Source organism: Polaromonas sp., from assembly GCF_030689685.1.
Lineage (GTDB): Bacteria > Pseudomonadota > Gammaproteobacteria > Burkholderiales > Burkholderiaceae_C > Polaromonas.
Map to the genome: position 1 here is coordinate 45618 of NZ_JAUYEY010000052.1, position 16331 is coordinate 61948.

The window sequence follows — 16331 nt, forward strand, 5'->3', positions numbered from 1 at the left end:
TTAAGATGATTATCAAATTTAATGTATTGGAAATTACGATAAAAATACAACCATCGACATTTCCAACACCCCCATTCAGTCATGAGCCTCCAGAAGTCCGTCAAAGAACGCTTTTTTCACGCCCTCGGTTTCGAGGTGCTCGCCATTGCCATTTGCGCGCCCCTGGGCGCCTGGCTACTCGGTTATTCGCTGGCCCACATGGGCCTGCTGACCCTGATGATTTCGTTGATCGCCATGCTCTGGAACATGGTGTTCAACGCCGTGTTTGACGGCGCCCAGCGCCGCATGGGTTTCCGGCGCACCCTGGCGGCGCGCGCCGTTCATTCGGTGATTTTCGAGCTTGGCCTGCTCCTGGTCGTGGTGCCGCTAGCCGCCTGGTGGCTGGACATCGGACTGTGGGAAGCCTTTGTGCTGGACATTGGCATCGTGCTGTTTTTCCTGCCCTACACCTTTGCCTTCAATTGGAGCTACGACCACCTGCGCGCCATCGTTGTGGCCAGGTCTGTGCGCAAGAAAGCGCTGGCCGCCGCCTGAAGCGGGTTCAGCCGGCCGGGCTGCGGTCCAGCATCAGCTCGCTGGAGTGCGCGAGTTCAAAACGCCCGCTGACGGCCGCATGGTCCCAGCGCTCGACCCAGCATGAGGGCTGGCCCGGTTCATGGCGCAACAGGTTGACCGAGTTGGGCGCCTCTTGCCGCACCCGCGATGACAGCGCCGTGCCGGCCTGCACACACCAGATGCGCCGGTCCAGACCCGCAAGCCGGGACGACATCTCGCAAACATAGGGCAGGTGGATGTGGCCGCCCATCACGATGTCGGCCCCGGCAGCGGCCCACGCGCGCACTGCCGGCTCCCAGCCGCGCAGGCGGTCATGTTCGTCTTCGGCGCGCAGCACCATCACCGGCTGGTGCACCACCACCACGCGCAACTGGGCGGGCCCGGCTTGCTGCAACTCGGCCGCCACGCGCTCCACCTGGGCGGCGGACACCTCGCCGTTTTTATGCCGCCAGCGCCGCGTGGTCTTGACACCGATCACGCGCATGGCTGACGTCTGCAGGCCGGTCTCGATCAACGGGCCGAAGGCGCGCAGGTAGGCCGCATACGGGCTGACGGCGCGCTGCCAGAGATTGAACAAGGGGATGTCATGGTTACCCGGCAGCGACAGCATGGCCGGTATGGCTAACCGGTCGCAAAACGCCCGCGCAGCATCAAACTGTTCGGGCCGCGCGCGCTGCGTGATGTCGCCCGACAACACCAGCAGGTCGGGCTGCGCGGCATGCGCGAGTTGCACCAGGGCCTCGGCCACGGTCGGCTGTACTGTCCCGAAATGCGGGTCGGAAATCTGCAGCAAAACGCTCATCAGAAAACCTCCGCGCTGCGCGCTGCGGTATTCGCCTTGGGAACGGCCTGGCGGCTCATGCCACCTCCACCCGGTCTGCCGGCGCGGGCACCAGCAGTAGCAAAGGCTGGGCTGCGATCTCGAACACCAGGGGCGGGCGCATCCAGGCGATCTCGCCATCGGTCGCCACCTTGATGCGCTTGAGGCCGCGTGGCGTGACGGTCAGGCGGCGGAAAGAAAAGCTGTCGATGTTCTCGGCCTCCCCGAGCTGCCCCAGCAAACCGCGCATCAGCAAGCCGAACAAGGCCAGCGTGCCAATGGGCCGCACCACGATGGCGGCCAGTTGGCCTTGCTCCACCGCCTGGGTTTGCTCCGCGTCAATACCGACCCGCGAAAGTTGCAAATGGTTGTTACCGACAAACAGCGTGGGCGTGCGCAGGGCCACGGCCTTTCCGCCGGATTCGATCTGCAGGTGCAATTGCTTGCGGCTTTGCAGCACGGTGGCGATGCCGGATAGGAAAGCTACCAGACGGCTGCGTCCGAGTTGAGCCTTCCAGGCCTCCCTGTCCTCCAGCAACTGCGGGTACAGGCCCAGGCTGGCGTTGACCAGGAACAGCCGGCCATTGACCTGGCCAGCCTGCACAGCTTCCATGCTGGCGCCCAGCAGGGCACGCGTGGCGGCGGCCGTGTCCTGCGGAATCCCGTGCACCCGGCCGAAATAGTTGAAGGTTCCCTGGGGCAAGACGCCAAAGGGGCAGCCGCTGGGCAGCACCACACTGGCCACCGCATTGATGGTGCCGTCGCCGCCGGCCGCCACCACCACGCCCTGGCGTGACTGCGCAAGCTCGACGGCGCGGCGTGCCACCGCGTTGATGCGCGCCGGATCGTCGATCAGCAAAAATTCGAACTCGCGCCCGCCCTCCGCAAACACCCTGGCGATCAGCGCCTGCTGCTCGTCGCTGTTGTGCCGGCCGGAGCCCGCATTAAGAACAACAAAAAAAGGGCCGCAGCGTGCGGCGTTGTCGGGGGAGGCATCAGGCAGGGACATGCCCAAAGCATAGCGCCGCAGGCCGCCGGGTCTGTCAGCCAACAGCCCTTTCCGTCCTGCGGTGCCGCGCGTCGCAATGCTTGGACGCAGGCGCCTATTTCATCTGCACCGAGCCGGAGACATTGACCAGCACCATGCTTTTGCCGGCTTCAACCGGGATTGGCGACGAGTCGGCGGCCTTGGCTTCCATCGCCATCATGCGCGGACGGATCGGCCCCTGGTCGTTGGCATTGATCGCGACTTCACGCAGGGTGAAGCTGCTGAAACCAAAACTGCGCGAAACCTCGGTGGCTTTGGCCTTGAAGCTTTCAATCGCCTGCGCCTGGGCCTGGCCTTCCACCTGCGCGCGCTGCTCACGGCTCAGCGCAAAGCCGACATTGCCCAGTGTCAGGGTCTGGATTTTTCCGGCCGTGGACGTGATGCGCTGGAAGTCCTTGCCTTCGAGCACCAGCTCGGTCCGGCCCTGCCAGCCGCTGATCTTGCCGTCCTTGTTGTAACGCGGGTAGAGGCTGAAGTTGCCGGTGCGCACGTCCATCAGCCCGGGTTGGGCTGACTTTTTGGCTTCAAGCAGCGCGGCATCGAGTGCTGCCTTCAATTGGTTCTGGACGGTGGCGGCGTCGCTGCCGTCGCGCGAAGTGCTCATCATGATAGACAGCAGGTCCTGCTGCACCTCGACGGAACCGCTGGCCGAGAGCTGAGCCACGTTCTGCAGCGGCGGCTGGATGGCCTGGGCCCAGAGGCCCGTGTTGCCCATCGCCAGAAGACAGGCGGCCATGATTTGCTTGTTATTTTTCAATGTATTCTTTCAAAGTTGAATAGACGCCCTGCAGGCAGGAGCCCGGAGCGGAAGCGGGACGATAACCGGCATTTTCCGACGCCTTTGTCAGCATCGGCCTCTATCTGCAGTCATCCTGCAGTGCATTCATGCTCTGGCGTCCCTATCTGCCTGTTGTCGGGCATGATTGCAGTCGAAAGTTCTGTAACAGTGTGTCAAAGTGGCGGGAATTTGAAGATTCGACGTTTTTAACCGACAAAATGGCTCTGTTACAAATTACGATGACACCATGACACAAGCAAGCAACACTCCCCGCGCTGACAAGATCCTGATTCTTGACGACGATGTCCGCATCCGCGACCTGCTGCGCCGCTACTTGACGCAAGAAGGCTTTGAAGTGATTTTGGCGGAAGACAGCAAGGCCCTGAACCGCATCATGATGCGGGACGCCGTGGACCTGATCGTGCTGGACCTGATGATGCCCGGCGAAGACGGCCTGTCAATCTGCCGGCGCCTGCGCGCTGCCAATGACCGCACCCCCATCATCATGCTGACCGCCAAGGGGGAAGACGTGGACCGCATCGTTGGCCTGGAAGTCGGTGCCGACGATTACCTGTCCAAGCCCTTCAATCCGCGCGAACTGCTGGCGCGCATCCACGCCGTGCTGCGCCGCCGTCCGGCCATCGAGGTGCCTGGCGCGCCGTCGAGCGAGCAGGAGGTCGTCAGCTTCGGGGCCTTTGTTTTCGACATGGGCTTGCGCACGCTGCAGAAAAATGGCGAAGAACTGCCGCTGACCACCGGTGAATTCGCCATGCTGAAAACCCTGGTGCGCCATCCGCGCCAGCCCCTGTCTCGCGAAAAGCTGGCCCAGCTGGCGCGCGGCCGCGAGTTCGAACCTTTCGACCGCAGCCTGGACGTGCAGGTCTCGCGCCTGCGCAAGCTGATCGAAACCGATGCCGCCGTGCCGCGTTATATCCAGACGGTCTGGGGCATTGGTTATGTGTTTGTGCCGGACGGCACCAACTGACAGGCCCGCGCCCTGACCACCCGTCCACGGCTCCTTCAGCTTCGCTGACGCCGCGTCTCCTGCCAGACTTCCCCTCCATTCCCATGCAAGGCACCAGTCCCGCGATTCTGGAAACTGCCCCGGCCCCCCTGGAGATGCGCCCACGCGTCGGCCTGAGCTTGTTCTGGCGCACTTTTTTCTTTCTGGCGCTGCTGCTGATCGGCTGCATCGTGGCCTGGCTGCAGACTTTCCGGGCGCTGGAGTTCGAGCCACGCGCCGTACAAAGTGCACAGCAACTCGCCTCGCTGGTCAACCTGAGCCGCGCGGCGCTTAAATACTCGGACTCCATCACGCGTGTCTGGCTGATCAAAACCCTGGCGGACGAAGAAGGCGTGCGTATCTCGCCGCGCGAGCCCCGCGACAAATACGAGCTGTTTGTCAACGACCCTTTCGGCGAGCGTATCGGCGATGAACTCACCACCCGCATGGGCCCTGGCACGGTGGTGGCCAAATCCGTTAATGGCGTGGCAGGCCTTTGGGTCGGCTTTACCATCGACGGCGACTCCTACTGGCTGCTGACCGACCCTTCTCGCCTGGGCCCCATGCAGGGTGGCACCTGGCTGATCTGGCTTGTCACAGCGGCCATTTTGTCGCTGGTCGGCGCGGCGCTGATCGCACGGCTGATCAACCGGCCACTCAAGCAACTGTCGTTTGCGGCAAGCCGCATGCGTGATGGCGACTTTGATGCCAGCCTGCTCGACGAGCAAGTGGCGACCAGCGAGATCCGCGAGGTCAACATTGGCTTCAACCGCATGGCCGAGCAGCTCTCCAAGATCGAGGAAGACCGGGTCATCATGCTGGCCGGTATTTCACACGACTTGCGCACGCCGCTGGCACGCCTGCGCCTGGAAACAGAAATGAGCGTGGCAGACCCCGAGGCGCGCGCCCACATGGCGGCCGACATCTCCCAGCTCGACGCCATCATCGACAAGTTTCTGGACTACGCCCGGCCCGATCCGCCGCAACTGACGCCGCTCTCGCTCAACGCCATCATTGATGCGGCGGTGTATGCGGTGGCCGAATACACCGACATGCGCGTCAGCGTCACCTTGTCCGGTCCCATCACGGTGCTGGCCGACGAGGTGGAGTTGTCGCGCGTGATCGCCAACCTGCTGGAAAACGCCAGGCGCTACGGCAAAACACCGGAAACCGGCATCGCGATGGTGGACATCGCCGCCAAAGAACGCGACCAGTGGGTGCTGATCAAGGTGCGCGACCACGGCACCGGGGTGGCGCCGCATGCGCTGAACAACCTGACCAAACCGTTTTTTCGCGGGGACGCCGCCCGTACCGCCGCCACCGGCGCCGGCCTGGGTCTGGCAATTGTCGAGAAAACCCTGCACCGCATGGGCGGCGTGTTTGCGCTGGCGAACACCGGCTCGGGCGGGCTGGCGGCGCATATCAAACTCCGGCGAGGTTGACCCCCACGGTCGCTCACTGCGTGTAGCTGCGTGCACCTTGCACGCCGCCGCTCGCCAGAGGCTTCGCTTCTGTTGCCTGTCCAAACCTGCTCAAGCAGGTTCGGAGCCGCAGGCACCAGCCCCGAGGGGGCCGCTGCGCCTGCGGCCCCGGCTGGTGAGGAGGCACAGCCCACTCTATCTTGCCCCCTCTCCCTCTGGGAGAGGGTTGGGGTGAGGGCCGGCAGTCCGGCGCAGCGCCTGATTCATGATGAAATCGGCCTCCAGCCCATACCCAGAAAGGGCGAGAAGCTATTAAAATAATAGCGCCACAGCCCGCGCCTCCATGCTCAGGCCCTGCCCCACCGGGCCGAGTTTCTCGGCGGTTTTGGCTTTCACGTTGACACGCGACAGGTCCAGGCCCAGCGCGTCGGCCAGGCACTGGCGCATCGCCGGGATGTAGGCGGCCAGTTTGGGCGCCTGCGCAATCACGGTGCTGTCGATGTTGCCTATGCGCAGCCCGCGTTCGGTCAGCAGGCGGCTGGTTTCGCGCAGCAGGGCTACCGAATCTGCGCCCTTGAAGCGCGCATCGGTGTCCGGGAAATGGCTGCCGATGTCACCCAGGCCGGCCGCGCCCAGCAGTGCGTCGATGACGGCGTGGATCAGCAGGTCAGCATCCGAGTGGCCGAGCAAGCCGGTGCTGTGCGGCACCGTCACGCCGCCGATGATCAGCTTGCGGCCGGGCACCAGCGCATGGGTGTCCCAGCCTTCGCCGATCCGAAATGGTGCCCCCACGCTCCCCACTTCGTGTGCCTCCGGCGTTTCGCTGCCCCCTGCACGAGGAAGAGAGGCGCTGCGCCTGCGGCCCGGCCCTTCGACCGGCTCAGGATAGACCAAGGCTGGCTCTGCGGCCCCGGTTGGTGAAGAGTCAGAGGGATTCGCGGCTGTCATCAGATAAAACTTTCTGCGGAGTTTTGGTCGCAACAGGTTTGCGGGCCCGTGTTTTCGGCGCAGTCCGGCTTTTGATCAGCGCTTCAGCGAGCACAAAGTCTTCCGGGTAGGTCACCTTGAAGTTGTGCGCACTGCCGCGCACCAGTTTTGGCGCCAGACCAGCGGCTTCCATCGCGCTGGCTTCGTCGGTGACGGCTTCGCCCAGGGTGACGGCCATCTTCAGTGCCTGCGTCAGCGCGCCCAGGCGGAACATCTGCGGCGTTTGCGCCAGCCATTTCTCCTCACGCGAAACTGTCGCCACCACTCTGCCGTCCCGGCCAAGCTTGAGCGTGTCGGGAACCGGCTGCGCCAGCAGGCCGCCGACCGGATCGCTGTGGCAGGCATCCATGAGCTGGTCAATCTGTGCGGCGGTGACCAGGCAACGCGCGGCATCGTGCACCAGCACCCAGTCATCGGCTGCAGCCCCGCGTATCGCCAGTTGTGCGAGTCCACCCAGCACGCTGGCGGCGCGGTTGTCACCGCCACAGGGCGCGACCTCCACGCCGGCAGGCGCCTGCCCTTCCAGAAACGAATCACCGGGCGCCACCACCACCAGGCAGGACGCGATGCGCGGCACGTCGGCAAAGGCCTTCAGCGTATGCATCACCATGGGCATCCCGGCAAGCGGCTGGTACTGTTTCGGCAACGACGCGTTCTGCGCGCCATCCCCGACAGCCCGCGTGCCCTGCCCCGCACACGGGATCAGCGCAAAAAAACGCGGAATCAGGGATTTCGGAGCTTGAAGCGTCATGGGCTGATCATAGATTCTAAAATCAGGCCATCAAAGCGCGTCACACCCCATTCCAGCCGGTTTGGGGTGTTTCGCTTTTGTCCGGCCTTTTTGCACGGTCTTTTTGTCACCTTTTGCGACTGTTTCATGGATTTACCCAAACTGCTTCCCGGCAAACGCTACACGCTGCCCCAGCCCACCGGCTCGGCGGACGCCCTGCTGCTGGCACAGCTAGGACTGAAGGAAAAAACTGCCGGCCGGCTGACCGCCATCGTCACTTCGGACGCGATCACGGCTCAGCGTTTGATCGATGAGATGGCATTTTTTGCGCCTGAGCTGCGCTGCGCCTTGTTCCCCGACTGGGAAACCCTGCCCTACGACACCTTCTCGCCGCACCAGGACCTGATCAGCGAGCGGCTGGCCACGCTGTGGCGCCTGCATGCCTCTGGTGGCCAGCGCGACAGGGACAGCGGCGTCGATCTGGTGATCGTGCCGGCCACCACCGCGCTGTACCGGCTGGCGCCGCCGGCTTTCCTGGCCGGGTACACCTTTCATTTCAAGGTCAAGCAAAAGCTCGACGAGGCAAAACTCAAAAGCCAACTGACCCTGGCCGGCTACAGCCACGTGACCCAGGTGGTGAGCCCCGGCGAATACGCGGTGCGGGGCGGGCTGATCGATCTGTTCCCCATGGGCTCGCCCGTGCCCTACCGGGTGGACCTGTTCGACGACGAGATCGACTCGATACGCACCTTTGACCCGGACAGCCAGCGCAGCCTCTACCCGGTGCCCGAGGTGCGGCTGCTGCCAGGGCGCGAGTTTCCGATGGATGACGCTGCCCGCGCCCGGTTCAGAAACCGCTGGCGCGAACTGCTGGAAGGCGACCCGACCAAGAGCCGCATCTACAAGGACATCGGCAACGGCGTGGCCACCGCCGGCATCGAGTACTACCTGCCGCTGTTTTTCGAGGACACCGCGACGGTGTTCGACTACCTGGGCACTGAAGCCACGGTGGTGCTGCACGGCGACCTGGAGCCGGCCTTCCAGCGTTTCTGGCAGGATACCAAAGACCGTTACCGGCTGGTGAAAGACGCGCCGGATCGCCCGGCGCTGCCGCCGGAGGCGCTGTTCCTGAGTACCGAGCAGTTTTATGCGCGCGCTAACGACTATGCGCAACTGGCGTTGAAAGCGGGTCGCCCTCACCCTAGCCCTCTCCCAAAGGGAGAGGGGATTAACGGGGAGCTACCCCCTCCGCAAGCGGAAGTGGGGATCAAAGCGGAGTTACTCCCTCTCCCGCTGGGAGAGGGCGGGGGTGAGGGCTCCCCCTACGCCGAGTTCAACTCACTACCTCCCCTATCCGTGGTGCGCGGCGCCGAAGACCCGCTGGCCCGACTCAAGGCGCACATCCGTAACACGCCGCAGCGTGTGCTGCTGCTGGCCGAGAGCGATGGCCGGCGCGAAAGCCTTCTCGATTTCCTGCGCGCCAGCAGCCTGAGCCCGCCGGCCTTCGATTCACTGGAGGACTTCCAGACCAGCCCGGAAAAACTCGGCATCGCGACAGCGGCGCTGAACATCGGCTTTAGCTGGCTGGCCGGCGACATCAACTTCGTCACCGAGACCGAGCTGTTTGCGGCCGGCACGGTGACCAGGCGGCGCAACAGGATGCAGGAGCAGGTCAGCGATGTCGAAGCGCTGATCAAGGACCTGTCAGAGCTCAATGTCGGCGACCCGGTGGTGCACAGCGCGCACGGTATTGGCCGCTACAAAGGCCTGGTCAACATGAACCTGGGCCAGGGCATCACCGAGTTTTTGCACCTGCAGTACGCCGACGACGCCACCCTTTATGTGCCGGTCAGCCAGTTGCAGCAGATCAGCCGCTACACCGGCGTCAGCGCGGATGAAGCGCCGCTGCACCGACTGGGCAGCGGCCAGTGGGAGAAAGCCAAACGCAAGGCCGCCGAACAGGTGCGCGACTCGGCCGCCGAGCTGCTGAACATTTACGCACGCCGCGCCGCGCGTGAAGGCCACGCCTTTCGTTATTCGCCCGACGACTACGAAAGTTTTGCCAACGATTTCGGCTTTGAAGAAACCGCCGACCAGCGCGCTGCCATCCACGCCGTGATCCAAGACATGATCAGCCCGCGCCCGATGGACCGGCTGGTCTGCGGCGATGTCGGCTTCGGCAAGACCGAAGTCGCGCTGCGTGCCGCCTTCATCGCCATCACCGGCGGCAAGCAGGTGGCCCTGCTGGCGCCCACCACCTTGCTGGCCGAGCAGCACTACCAGACGCTGGTGGACCGTTTTGCCAAATGGCCGGTCAAGGTGGCCGAGATGAGCCGCTTCCGCTCCGGCAAAGAGATCACCGCCGCCATCAAGGGCCTTGCCGACGGCAGCATAGACATCGTCGTCGGCACCCACAAGCTGCTGAGCCAGGACGTGAAGTTCCAGCGCCTGGGCCTGCTCATCATTGATGAGGAACACCGTTTTGGCGTGCGCCACAAAGAGGCCATGAAGGCGATGCGCGCCGAGGTGGATGTGCTCACGCTGACCGCCACACCGATCCCGCGCACCCTGGGCATGGCCCTCGAAGGTCTGCGCGATCTGAGCGTGATTGCCACCGCGCCGCAGCGGCGCCTGGCCATCAAGACCTTTGTGCGCAGCGAAAGCAATGGCGTGATCCGCGAAGCCGTGCTGCGCGAGCTCAAACGTGGCGGTCAGGTGTACTTTCTGCACAACGAGGTCGAGACCATACAGAACCGACGCGAAAAACTTGAAGCCCTGCTGCCGGAAGCCCGTATTGCCGTGGCGCACGGCCAGATGCCGGAGCGCGAGCTGGAAAAAGTCATGAAAGACTTTGTCGCCCAGCGCTACAACCTGCTGCTGTGCTCGACCATCATCGAAACCGGTATTGATGTGCCCACAGCCAACACCATTGTCATGAGCCGTGCCGACAAGTTCGGCCTGGCCCAGTTGCACCAGCTTCGTGGCCGGGTCGGCCGCAGCCACCACCAGGCCTATGCCTACCTGATGGTGCCCGACATTGAAGGCCTGACCAAACAGGCCAGCCAGCGGCTCGAAGCCATCCAGCAGATGGAAGAACTCGGTTCGGGCTTTTACCTGGCCATGCACGACCTGGAAATTCGCGGCACCGGCGAAGTGCTGGGTGAAAACCAGAGCGGCAACATGATGGAGATCGGTTTTCAGCTCTACAACGAGATGCTCAACGAGGCCGTGGCTTCGCTCAAAGCCGGGCGCGAGCCGGATCTGCTGGCGCCGCTCAATGTCAGCACCGAGATTAACCTGCACGCCCCCGCTTTGCTGCCCAGCGACTACTGCGGCGATGTGCACCTGCGCCTGTCCTTCTACAAAAAACTGGCCACGGCCAAAACCACAGCCCAGATCGATGCCCTGCTGGAAGAAATTGTGGACCGTTTCGGTAAGCTGCCAACGCAGGCGCAAACCCTGGTTGACGTGCACCGGCTGCGGGTGATCGCCAAGCCTTACGGCGTGGTCAAGGTGGATGCCGCGCCCACGCTGATCAACATCACCTTCAAAAAGGACCCGCCCATCGACCCGATGGCCATCATGCATTTGATTCAGAAGAACAAACACATCAAGCTGGCCGGCAACGACAAGCTGCGCATCGAACGCGAACTCAAGGAACCCAAGGACCGGGCGCAGATGGTGCGCGATGTCTTGAAGAGTTTGGGAACGCCAAATAATTCAGACACCAAGGCAACAACGCTTGAAATATAGGTTTTAAAAACTTATAATTGCCTATGTAATTTTTTGGGGGTAGATTCATGGCACAAGTCACAATTTACGTCAAGGAAAGCGCCTTGGAGGCTGCAAAAATCGCCGCATCAAGGGCAAAAATCTCCGTTAGCCAGTGGTTTGCGCAGTTTGCTGAAGCGCAAGAGCAAAAACAAAAACAAAGTTGGCCTGAGTTTTTTGCCGAGGTTGATCAGCTTCTACTTCGGGAGCCTGAGGCTTTGGATGGCTGGAACGAGCTTTTGAAAGACCGCTACACCGGGCTTGGTGTTGATGCGCCTCGGGAATCGTTTTGAAATACCTGCTCGACACCGACACATTGATCTACGTGTTCAAGCGTGCGGGCAATTGCCTTGAGCGCCTGGAGAACGAGCATGACAGCGATATAGCCACCAGCACGATCAATTTATTTGAACTTGAATTTGGCATGGCAAAGTCGTCAAACCAAACACTGATGGCACGTTATGTATCCGCCATCAGCGGCCGCTATGCCGTGCTTGGCTTTGATCTTGCAGCCAGCCAGCAAGCAGGCAGGGTCCGCGCGCATCTTCAAGCCAGCGGTTCACCAATAGGTCCCTATGACGTGCTGATCGCGGGCATCGCATTAACCAATAACCTGACGGTGGTGACTCGCAACGTGCGCGAGTTCTCAAGGGTGCCCCAACTGAAAGTCGAGAACTGGTATGACTGACAACGCCCCTGCATTGCATGACGCGCCAGCAGATGGACACATCGCCATCAAACTCCAGCGCGACAAGCATGGCCAGTTTTTCCCCAAAAGATCAGTCAAATAGGGCTCTGGCCCTTTCTGCTACTGCGTTAGCAGCTCAAAACCATAGTACCCAAGCATGACTCCGACTGAAACTTCCCCCGGCCTCGTTGCCAACCTCGCCACGCCTGACCTCAAGCTCAGCGACTTCAAGCTGATTGCCTTCGACATGGACTCGACGCTGATCAACATCGAGTGTGTCGACGAAATTGCCGATGCCGCCGGCCGCAAGGCCGAGGTGTCGGCCATCACCGAAGCAGCCATGCGCGGTGAAATTTCCGACTACAAGGAAAGCTTGCGCCGGCGCGTGGCGCTGCTCAAGGGCGTCAGCGTCGACAGCATGGACGAGGTCTACCACCAGCGGCTCAAGCTCAACCCCGGCGCCGCCGAGCTCGTACATGCCTGCAAGGCGGCGGGCCTGAAGGTGCTGCTGGTCAGCGGGGGCTTCACCTTTTTCACCGACCGTGTGCGTGACGAACTTGGCATCGACTACACGCGTTCGAACGTGCTGGAAGTCGAGGACGGCCTGCTGACCGGCCGCATGGTGGGCCAGTCCTGGGGCGACATCTGCGACGGCGAGGAAAAGAAAAAGATGCTGCTGGAAACCTGCGCCATGCTGGGCATCACGCCGGCACAGGCGATTGCCATGGGCGACGGCGCCAACGACTTGCCAATGATGAGCGTGGCTGGCCTGTCGGTGGCCTACCACGCCAAGCCGGCCGTGCGCGCGCAGGCCATGGTCGCCATCAACGAAGGCGGGCTGGACCGGCTGCTGGAAGTGCTCGCCTAAGCAATGATCCTGCTCAAGCGTTTCGAGAAACTGCTGCACGCCTATCCCGACGCGGAGCCGGTGTTGCCGCCCAAGGGCTTCATCGCCTTCATCTGGGCCGCCTCGCAAGGCGCGCGCGGCTACATCCTGCTGCTGGCCGGCCTGTCGGCGACCATGGCGATCTTCGACGCCCTGCTGTTCGCCATGCTGGGGCGCATCGTGGACTGGCTGACCGTCACCCCGCCTGCAAACTTCTGGCAGGAGCGCGGCCCCGTGCTGGCGTTGCTGCTGGTCATCGTGCTGGCCAGCGTGGTCGTGGTGGCGCTGCAGACCATCGTCAAGCACCAGACCCTGGCCATCAACTTCCCGATGCGCCTGCGCTGGAACTTTCACCGGCTGATGCTGGGCCAGAGCCTGTCTTTCTACCAAGACGAATTTGCCGGGCGCCTGACCACCAAGGTCATGCAGACCGCGCTGGCCGTGCGCGACACGCTGTTTGTCATGGCCGACGTGCTGGTGACCATGGGCGCCTATGTGGTGACCATGACGCTGCTGGCCGGCTCCTTCGACATGAAGCTGGTGCTGCCCTTCATGGTCTGGCTGGCGCTCTACATGCTGTCGCTGGCCTACTTCGTGCCGCGCCTGGGCAAGATCGGCAAGCAGCAAGCCGATGCACGTTCGTTGATGACGGGCCGCATCACCGATGCCTACACCAACATCGCCACCGTCAAGCTGTTCTCGCACACGCATCGCGAGGCCGGTTTTGCACGCGCCGCCATGCTGGACTTCATGAAGACCGGGCATCGGCAGATGCGGCTGGTCAGCCTGTTCGAGATCGTCAATCACGCGCTGAGCATGGGCCTGATCATCGGCATGGCCGGCACCTCACTGTGGCTGTGGTCCCAAGGCTCGGTCGGCGCAGGGGCGGTGGCGGCGGCCACGGCGATGGCACTGCGCCTGCAGGGCATGTCGCACTGGATCATGTGGGAAACCACCAGCTTGTTCGAAAGCGTGGGCACGGTGCAGGACGGCATCAACACGCTGTCGCGCGCACGCACCGTCGTCGATGCGCCAAACGCCCGAACGCTCGACGTGCCGCGCGGCGAGATTTGTTTCGAGCAGGTGGAATTCAACTACAGCGCCAGCGGCCCGCGCGTGATAGCCGGCTTGACGCTGACGGTGCGGCCCGGTGAGAAGATTGGCCTGATCGGGCGCTCCGGCGCCGGCAAGTCCACGCTGGTCAATCTGCTGCTGCGCTTTCATGACCTCTGCGGAGGCCGCATCCTGATCGACGGCCAGGACATCGCCACAGTCACGCAGGACAGCCTGCGCAGCCACATCGGCATGGTCACGCAAGACACCTCGCTGCTGCACCGCTCGGTGCGCGACAACATTGCTTACAGCCGGCCCGGCGCGACCGACGACGATGTGCGGCAGGCGGCATGCCGCGCCGAAGCCGACGCTTTCATCGCCCACCTGAGCGACCCACACGGCCGCACCGGCTACGACGCGCATGTGGGCGAACGGGGCGTCAAGCTCTCAGGCGGGCAGCGCCAGCGCATCGCAATTGCGCGCGTGATGCTCAAGGACGCGCCGATTTTGTTGCTTGACGAAGCCACCAGCGCGCTCGACTCCGAGGTCGAGGTCGCCATCCAGAGCAGCCTGGACACGCTGATGCAGGGCAAGACCGTGATCGCGATTGCGCACCGCCTCTCGACCATTGCCGCGATGGACCGCCTGATCGTGCTGGACCAGGGCCGTATCGTGGAAGAGGGAGACCACCGCAGCCTGCTGGCCAGCGGCGGCCTGTACGCACGGCTGTGGGCGCACCAGAGCGGCGGCTTCCTGGCAGAAAGTGTTGAGGAAAAGGAAGCGGTCTGAGCCAGTTGCCACCAGTGATTTGGATGGCTCTCACCCGCGCCCTTGGGGAGACGGGTGGGGTGGGGTGGGGTGAGGGATTAGAGCGTTCCGACTGTCATGAGTTTTGAAATGCTCAATAAAGTCAATTTTCTTATCGATTTCTGAGTCAAAAGAGCCAGAGGCTCAGATCTGCCGTTCAGGTTGATTTTTGCTGGTTTCTGCAATGCAGTAGGCAAAAAATTCGTCGAGCTCGTTGGACTTGTCGAACACCGCGTCGGCGCCCAGCGCCAGACTGCGTTCCCGAATAGCGGCGGTTGCGTAGTTTGTCAGCACCACCACTTTTTGGTACGGTTCACGCTGCTGGCAACCCGCCAGCACACCCATGCCGCTGCCTTCCTGAAGAAACATGTCCACAACCGCCAATTGCCACTGCCCATCGTGCACGGTCAGCCAGCGCGTGGCATCGGCCTCGGTCGCAGCGTGGCCAACCACCTTGACCATGGCGATTTCCGTCAGCGTCTCGATCAGATTCTCAAGAATTGTCTGGTTGTCTTCGACAAGGTAAGTGATGAGTGCCATGAGGTATCCAATCTTTTTTTATCAACACATTGCTTGCCGAATTGACAGGCTTTTTTAATTGGGGAGCGCCGCGCACTGCTCGAAGTGAGCAGCCTTCAATCTCGCATGGGCTGCATCCAGCGCCTCAAACGCCGCGTCAATCGCCGCCTGGTTGCGAACCGGTGCGCGCAGCAGCATGTCGTAAGTGGCACGCAGAAAGTCGTAGTCAGCCAGCGCAACCGTGGGCCGTAGAGTGGATGTGATGACGTGTGCCTGCATGTGCGTCTCCGGTTAATCTCCTGAAGGGCGAGCATTGCGCCACCCAACATATTTTTAGTTTGCGAACGCTTGTTTGCTGGCGCCATAGGCCAACTCAAGCTATGCGTGTCGGAGATTGCCTCTAGGAGCCTGGGCGGCAGAAGGCGTCGAAGCGAGAAGTGGCCCCGGCGAAGACAGTTTTTGCCGGGTTTGCAGCCTCATAGCCGTAGCTATGGGGCAAAAAGCCCGTGAAAAATGGACCGTCGCGGCCGCTTTGCAGCCGACGTTCCTTCTGCCGCCCAGGCTCCTAGCAGCCTGAAAAACCATGCAAGCGGCGCCGGCAAGACCGCTTACAAGGGCCGCAGATGAGTGGGGGCGTCATGGTCGCCCATGGCCTGCTTGAAGCGGGTATGGGCTTCGTCCATGGCCACCATGGCAGCGTTGACGGCTTTGTCATCCGGCGGGGCCATGCTTAAAAACTTCATGTAGTCGGCGCGCGCCTCGTCATAGTCGGCCAGCGCTTGTTGGGCATCGGGCATGTTGGCGCGCATGGCGGCAGTACAGTACTAGAGCGCAGGTTGAACCATGCCAGGGTCTTCCGGTCGCGCCAGAGGCGGCACCGGGCCCAGGTCGGGCTCGACCGGCAGTTCAGCCGGGTTGTGAGCTGGCTTGCCGCCAGGCGGAGCAGAGAGACCGTCGCCGGGCTCAGTGAAGCGGGTGGGCAGGGCGGCGCTCATGGACTCAAATCACCGCGATCAAGGCCGGGGTCGGCAGATCTGCGGTCACCAGCGCCGCAGCCGCAGCCACGCTGACCGATACCGCAGACGCATAGGCAAGCACGGCCGGCACCCAGGGGTGAAGTCGCTGCCGCAACGAATGCCGCGAAGGCGCAGACAGCGCGCTGTCAACAGTTGTTGAGGAAATACCGAGATCGGATGCGGGTATGGTCATGAACAAAGCCTCTGAAGATAACCTCATGGTGCCTTGCAAGGCGTCAAACAGCCATA

The 16331-nt window shown here is 62.6% G+C and carries 17 protein-coding genes; 8 read left to right on the forward strand and 9 right to left on the reverse strand.

Features of this window, described 5'->3' with window-relative positions; all coding sequences use genetic code 11:
- Positions 1-81 precede the first annotated feature (81 nt).
- Complete coding sequence (locus Q8O29_RS13120; RefSeq protein WP_305563478.1) at positions 82-534, forward strand: multidrug/biocide efflux PACE transporter; 453 nt, start codon at positions 82-84, stop codon at positions 532-534.
- 7 nt (positions 535-541) lie between these two features.
- On the opposite strand, the gene Q8O29_RS13125 is transcribed toward Q8O29_RS13120, so the two are convergent.
- From Q8O29_RS13125 to Q8O29_RS13135, 3 genes are all read right to left on the reverse strand, one after another.
- On the reverse strand, positions 542-1357 hold the full coding sequence (locus Q8O29_RS13125) for a metallophosphoesterase (protein ID WP_305563480.1): 816 nt from the start codon (positions 1355-1357) through the stop codon (positions 542-544).
- A 55-nt stretch (positions 1358-1412) separates the two neighbouring features.
- The gene (locus tag Q8O29_RS13130) at positions 1413-2384 is read right to left on the reverse strand and encodes a diacylglycerol kinase family protein (RefSeq protein WP_305563533.1); all 972 of its coding nucleotides are present in this window, start codon (positions 2382-2384) and stop codon (positions 1413-1415) included.
- Between the two features lie 94 nt (positions 2385-2478).
- Positions 2479-3159 (reverse strand): SIMPL domain-containing protein, encoded by a 681-nt coding sequence (locus Q8O29_RS13135; protein WP_371134235.1) that lies wholly within the window; start codon positions 3157-3159, stop codon positions 2479-2481.
- A 289-nt stretch (positions 3160-3448) separates the two neighbouring features.
- Here Q8O29_RS13135 and ompR point away from each other — a divergent pair, with 289 nt between their 5' ends.
- Both ompR and Q8O29_RS13145 read left to right on the forward strand, forming a co-directional pair.
- The gene (gene ompR / locus Q8O29_RS13140) at positions 3449-4186 is read left to right on the forward strand and encodes a two-component system response regulator OmpR (RefSeq protein WP_305563481.1); all 738 of its coding nucleotides are present in this window, start codon (positions 3449-3451) and stop codon (positions 4184-4186) included.
- 83 nt (positions 4187-4269) lie between these two features.
- On the forward strand, positions 4270-5646 hold the full coding sequence (locus Q8O29_RS13145) for a sensor histidine kinase (RefSeq protein WP_305563483.1): 1377 nt from the start codon (positions 4270-4272) through the stop codon (positions 5644-5646).
- 291 nt (positions 5647-5937) lie between these two features.
- On the opposite strand, the gene ispF is transcribed toward Q8O29_RS13145, so the two are convergent.
- Both ispF and ispD read right to left on the reverse strand, forming a co-directional pair.
- On the reverse strand, positions 5938-6417 hold the full coding sequence (gene ispF / locus Q8O29_RS13150) for a 2-C-methyl-D-erythritol 2,4-cyclodiphosphate synthase (protein WP_305563485.1): 480 nt from the start codon (positions 6415-6417) through the stop codon (positions 5938-5940).
- 133 nt (positions 6418-6550) lie between these two features.
- A complete protein-coding gene (ispD, locus tag Q8O29_RS13155) occupies positions 6551-7363 on the reverse strand; it encodes a 2-C-methyl-D-erythritol 4-phosphate cytidylyltransferase (protein WP_305563487.1) in 813 nt (270 codons plus the stop codon).
- A gap of 126 nt (positions 7364-7489) precedes the next feature.
- Here ispD and mfd point away from each other — a divergent pair, with 126 nt between their 5' ends.
- From mfd to Q8O29_RS13180, 5 genes are all read left to right on the forward strand, one after another.
- The gene (gene mfd, locus Q8O29_RS13160) at positions 7490-11095 is read left to right on the forward strand and encodes a transcription-repair coupling factor (protein WP_305563489.1); all 3606 of its coding nucleotides are present in this window, start codon (positions 7490-7492) and stop codon (positions 11093-11095) included.
- A gap of 47 nt (positions 11096-11142) precedes the next feature.
- Positions 11143-11406, forward strand: a complete 264-nt coding sequence (locus Q8O29_RS13165) for a hypothetical protein (RefSeq protein WP_305357205.1) — start codon at positions 11143-11145, stop codon at positions 11404-11406.
- Entirely contained in the window at positions 11403-11801 is a 399-nt protein-coding gene (locus tag Q8O29_RS13170; protein ID WP_305563491.1) for a type II toxin-antitoxin system VapC family toxin, read from the forward strand. Before Q8O29_RS13165 ends, Q8O29_RS13170 begins: the two co-directional genes overlap by 4 nt.
- 157 nt (positions 11802-11958) lie before the next feature.
- Positions 11959-12669 carry a phosphoserine phosphatase SerB gene (gene serB / locus Q8O29_RS13175; protein ID WP_305563493.1) on the forward strand — a complete coding sequence of 237 codons (711 nt, stop codon included), beginning with the start codon at positions 11959-11961 and terminating at the stop codon, positions 12667-12669.
- A 3-nt stretch (positions 12670-12672) separates the two neighbouring features.
- A complete protein-coding gene (locus Q8O29_RS13180) occupies positions 12673-14529 on the forward strand; it encodes an ABC transporter ATP-binding protein (RefSeq protein WP_305563495.1) in 1857 nt (618 codons plus the stop codon).
- 162 nt (positions 14530-14691) lie between these two features.
- On the opposite strand, the gene Q8O29_RS13185 is transcribed toward Q8O29_RS13180, so the two are convergent.
- From Q8O29_RS13185 to Q8O29_RS13200, 4 genes are all read right to left on the reverse strand, one after another.
- Positions 14692-15087, reverse strand: coding sequence for a response regulator (locus Q8O29_RS13185; protein WP_305563497.1), 396 nt, complete (start codon positions 15085-15087; stop codon positions 14692-14694).
- Between the two features lie 54 nt (positions 15088-15141).
- Positions 15142-15345, reverse strand: a complete 204-nt coding sequence (locus Q8O29_RS13190; protein ID WP_305563499.1) for a hypothetical protein — start codon at positions 15343-15345, stop codon at positions 15142-15144.
- Positions 15346-15674: 329 nt separating this feature from the next.
- Positions 15675-15875, reverse strand: coding sequence for a hypothetical protein (locus Q8O29_RS13195; protein ID WP_305563501.1), 201 nt, complete (start codon positions 15873-15875; stop codon positions 15675-15677).
- A gap of 190 nt (positions 15876-16065) precedes the next feature.
- Positions 16066-16275 (reverse strand): hypothetical protein, encoded by a 210-nt coding sequence (locus Q8O29_RS13200; protein ID WP_305563503.1) that lies wholly within the window; start codon positions 16273-16275, stop codon positions 16066-16068.
- Positions 16276-16331 lie beyond the last annotated feature (56 nt).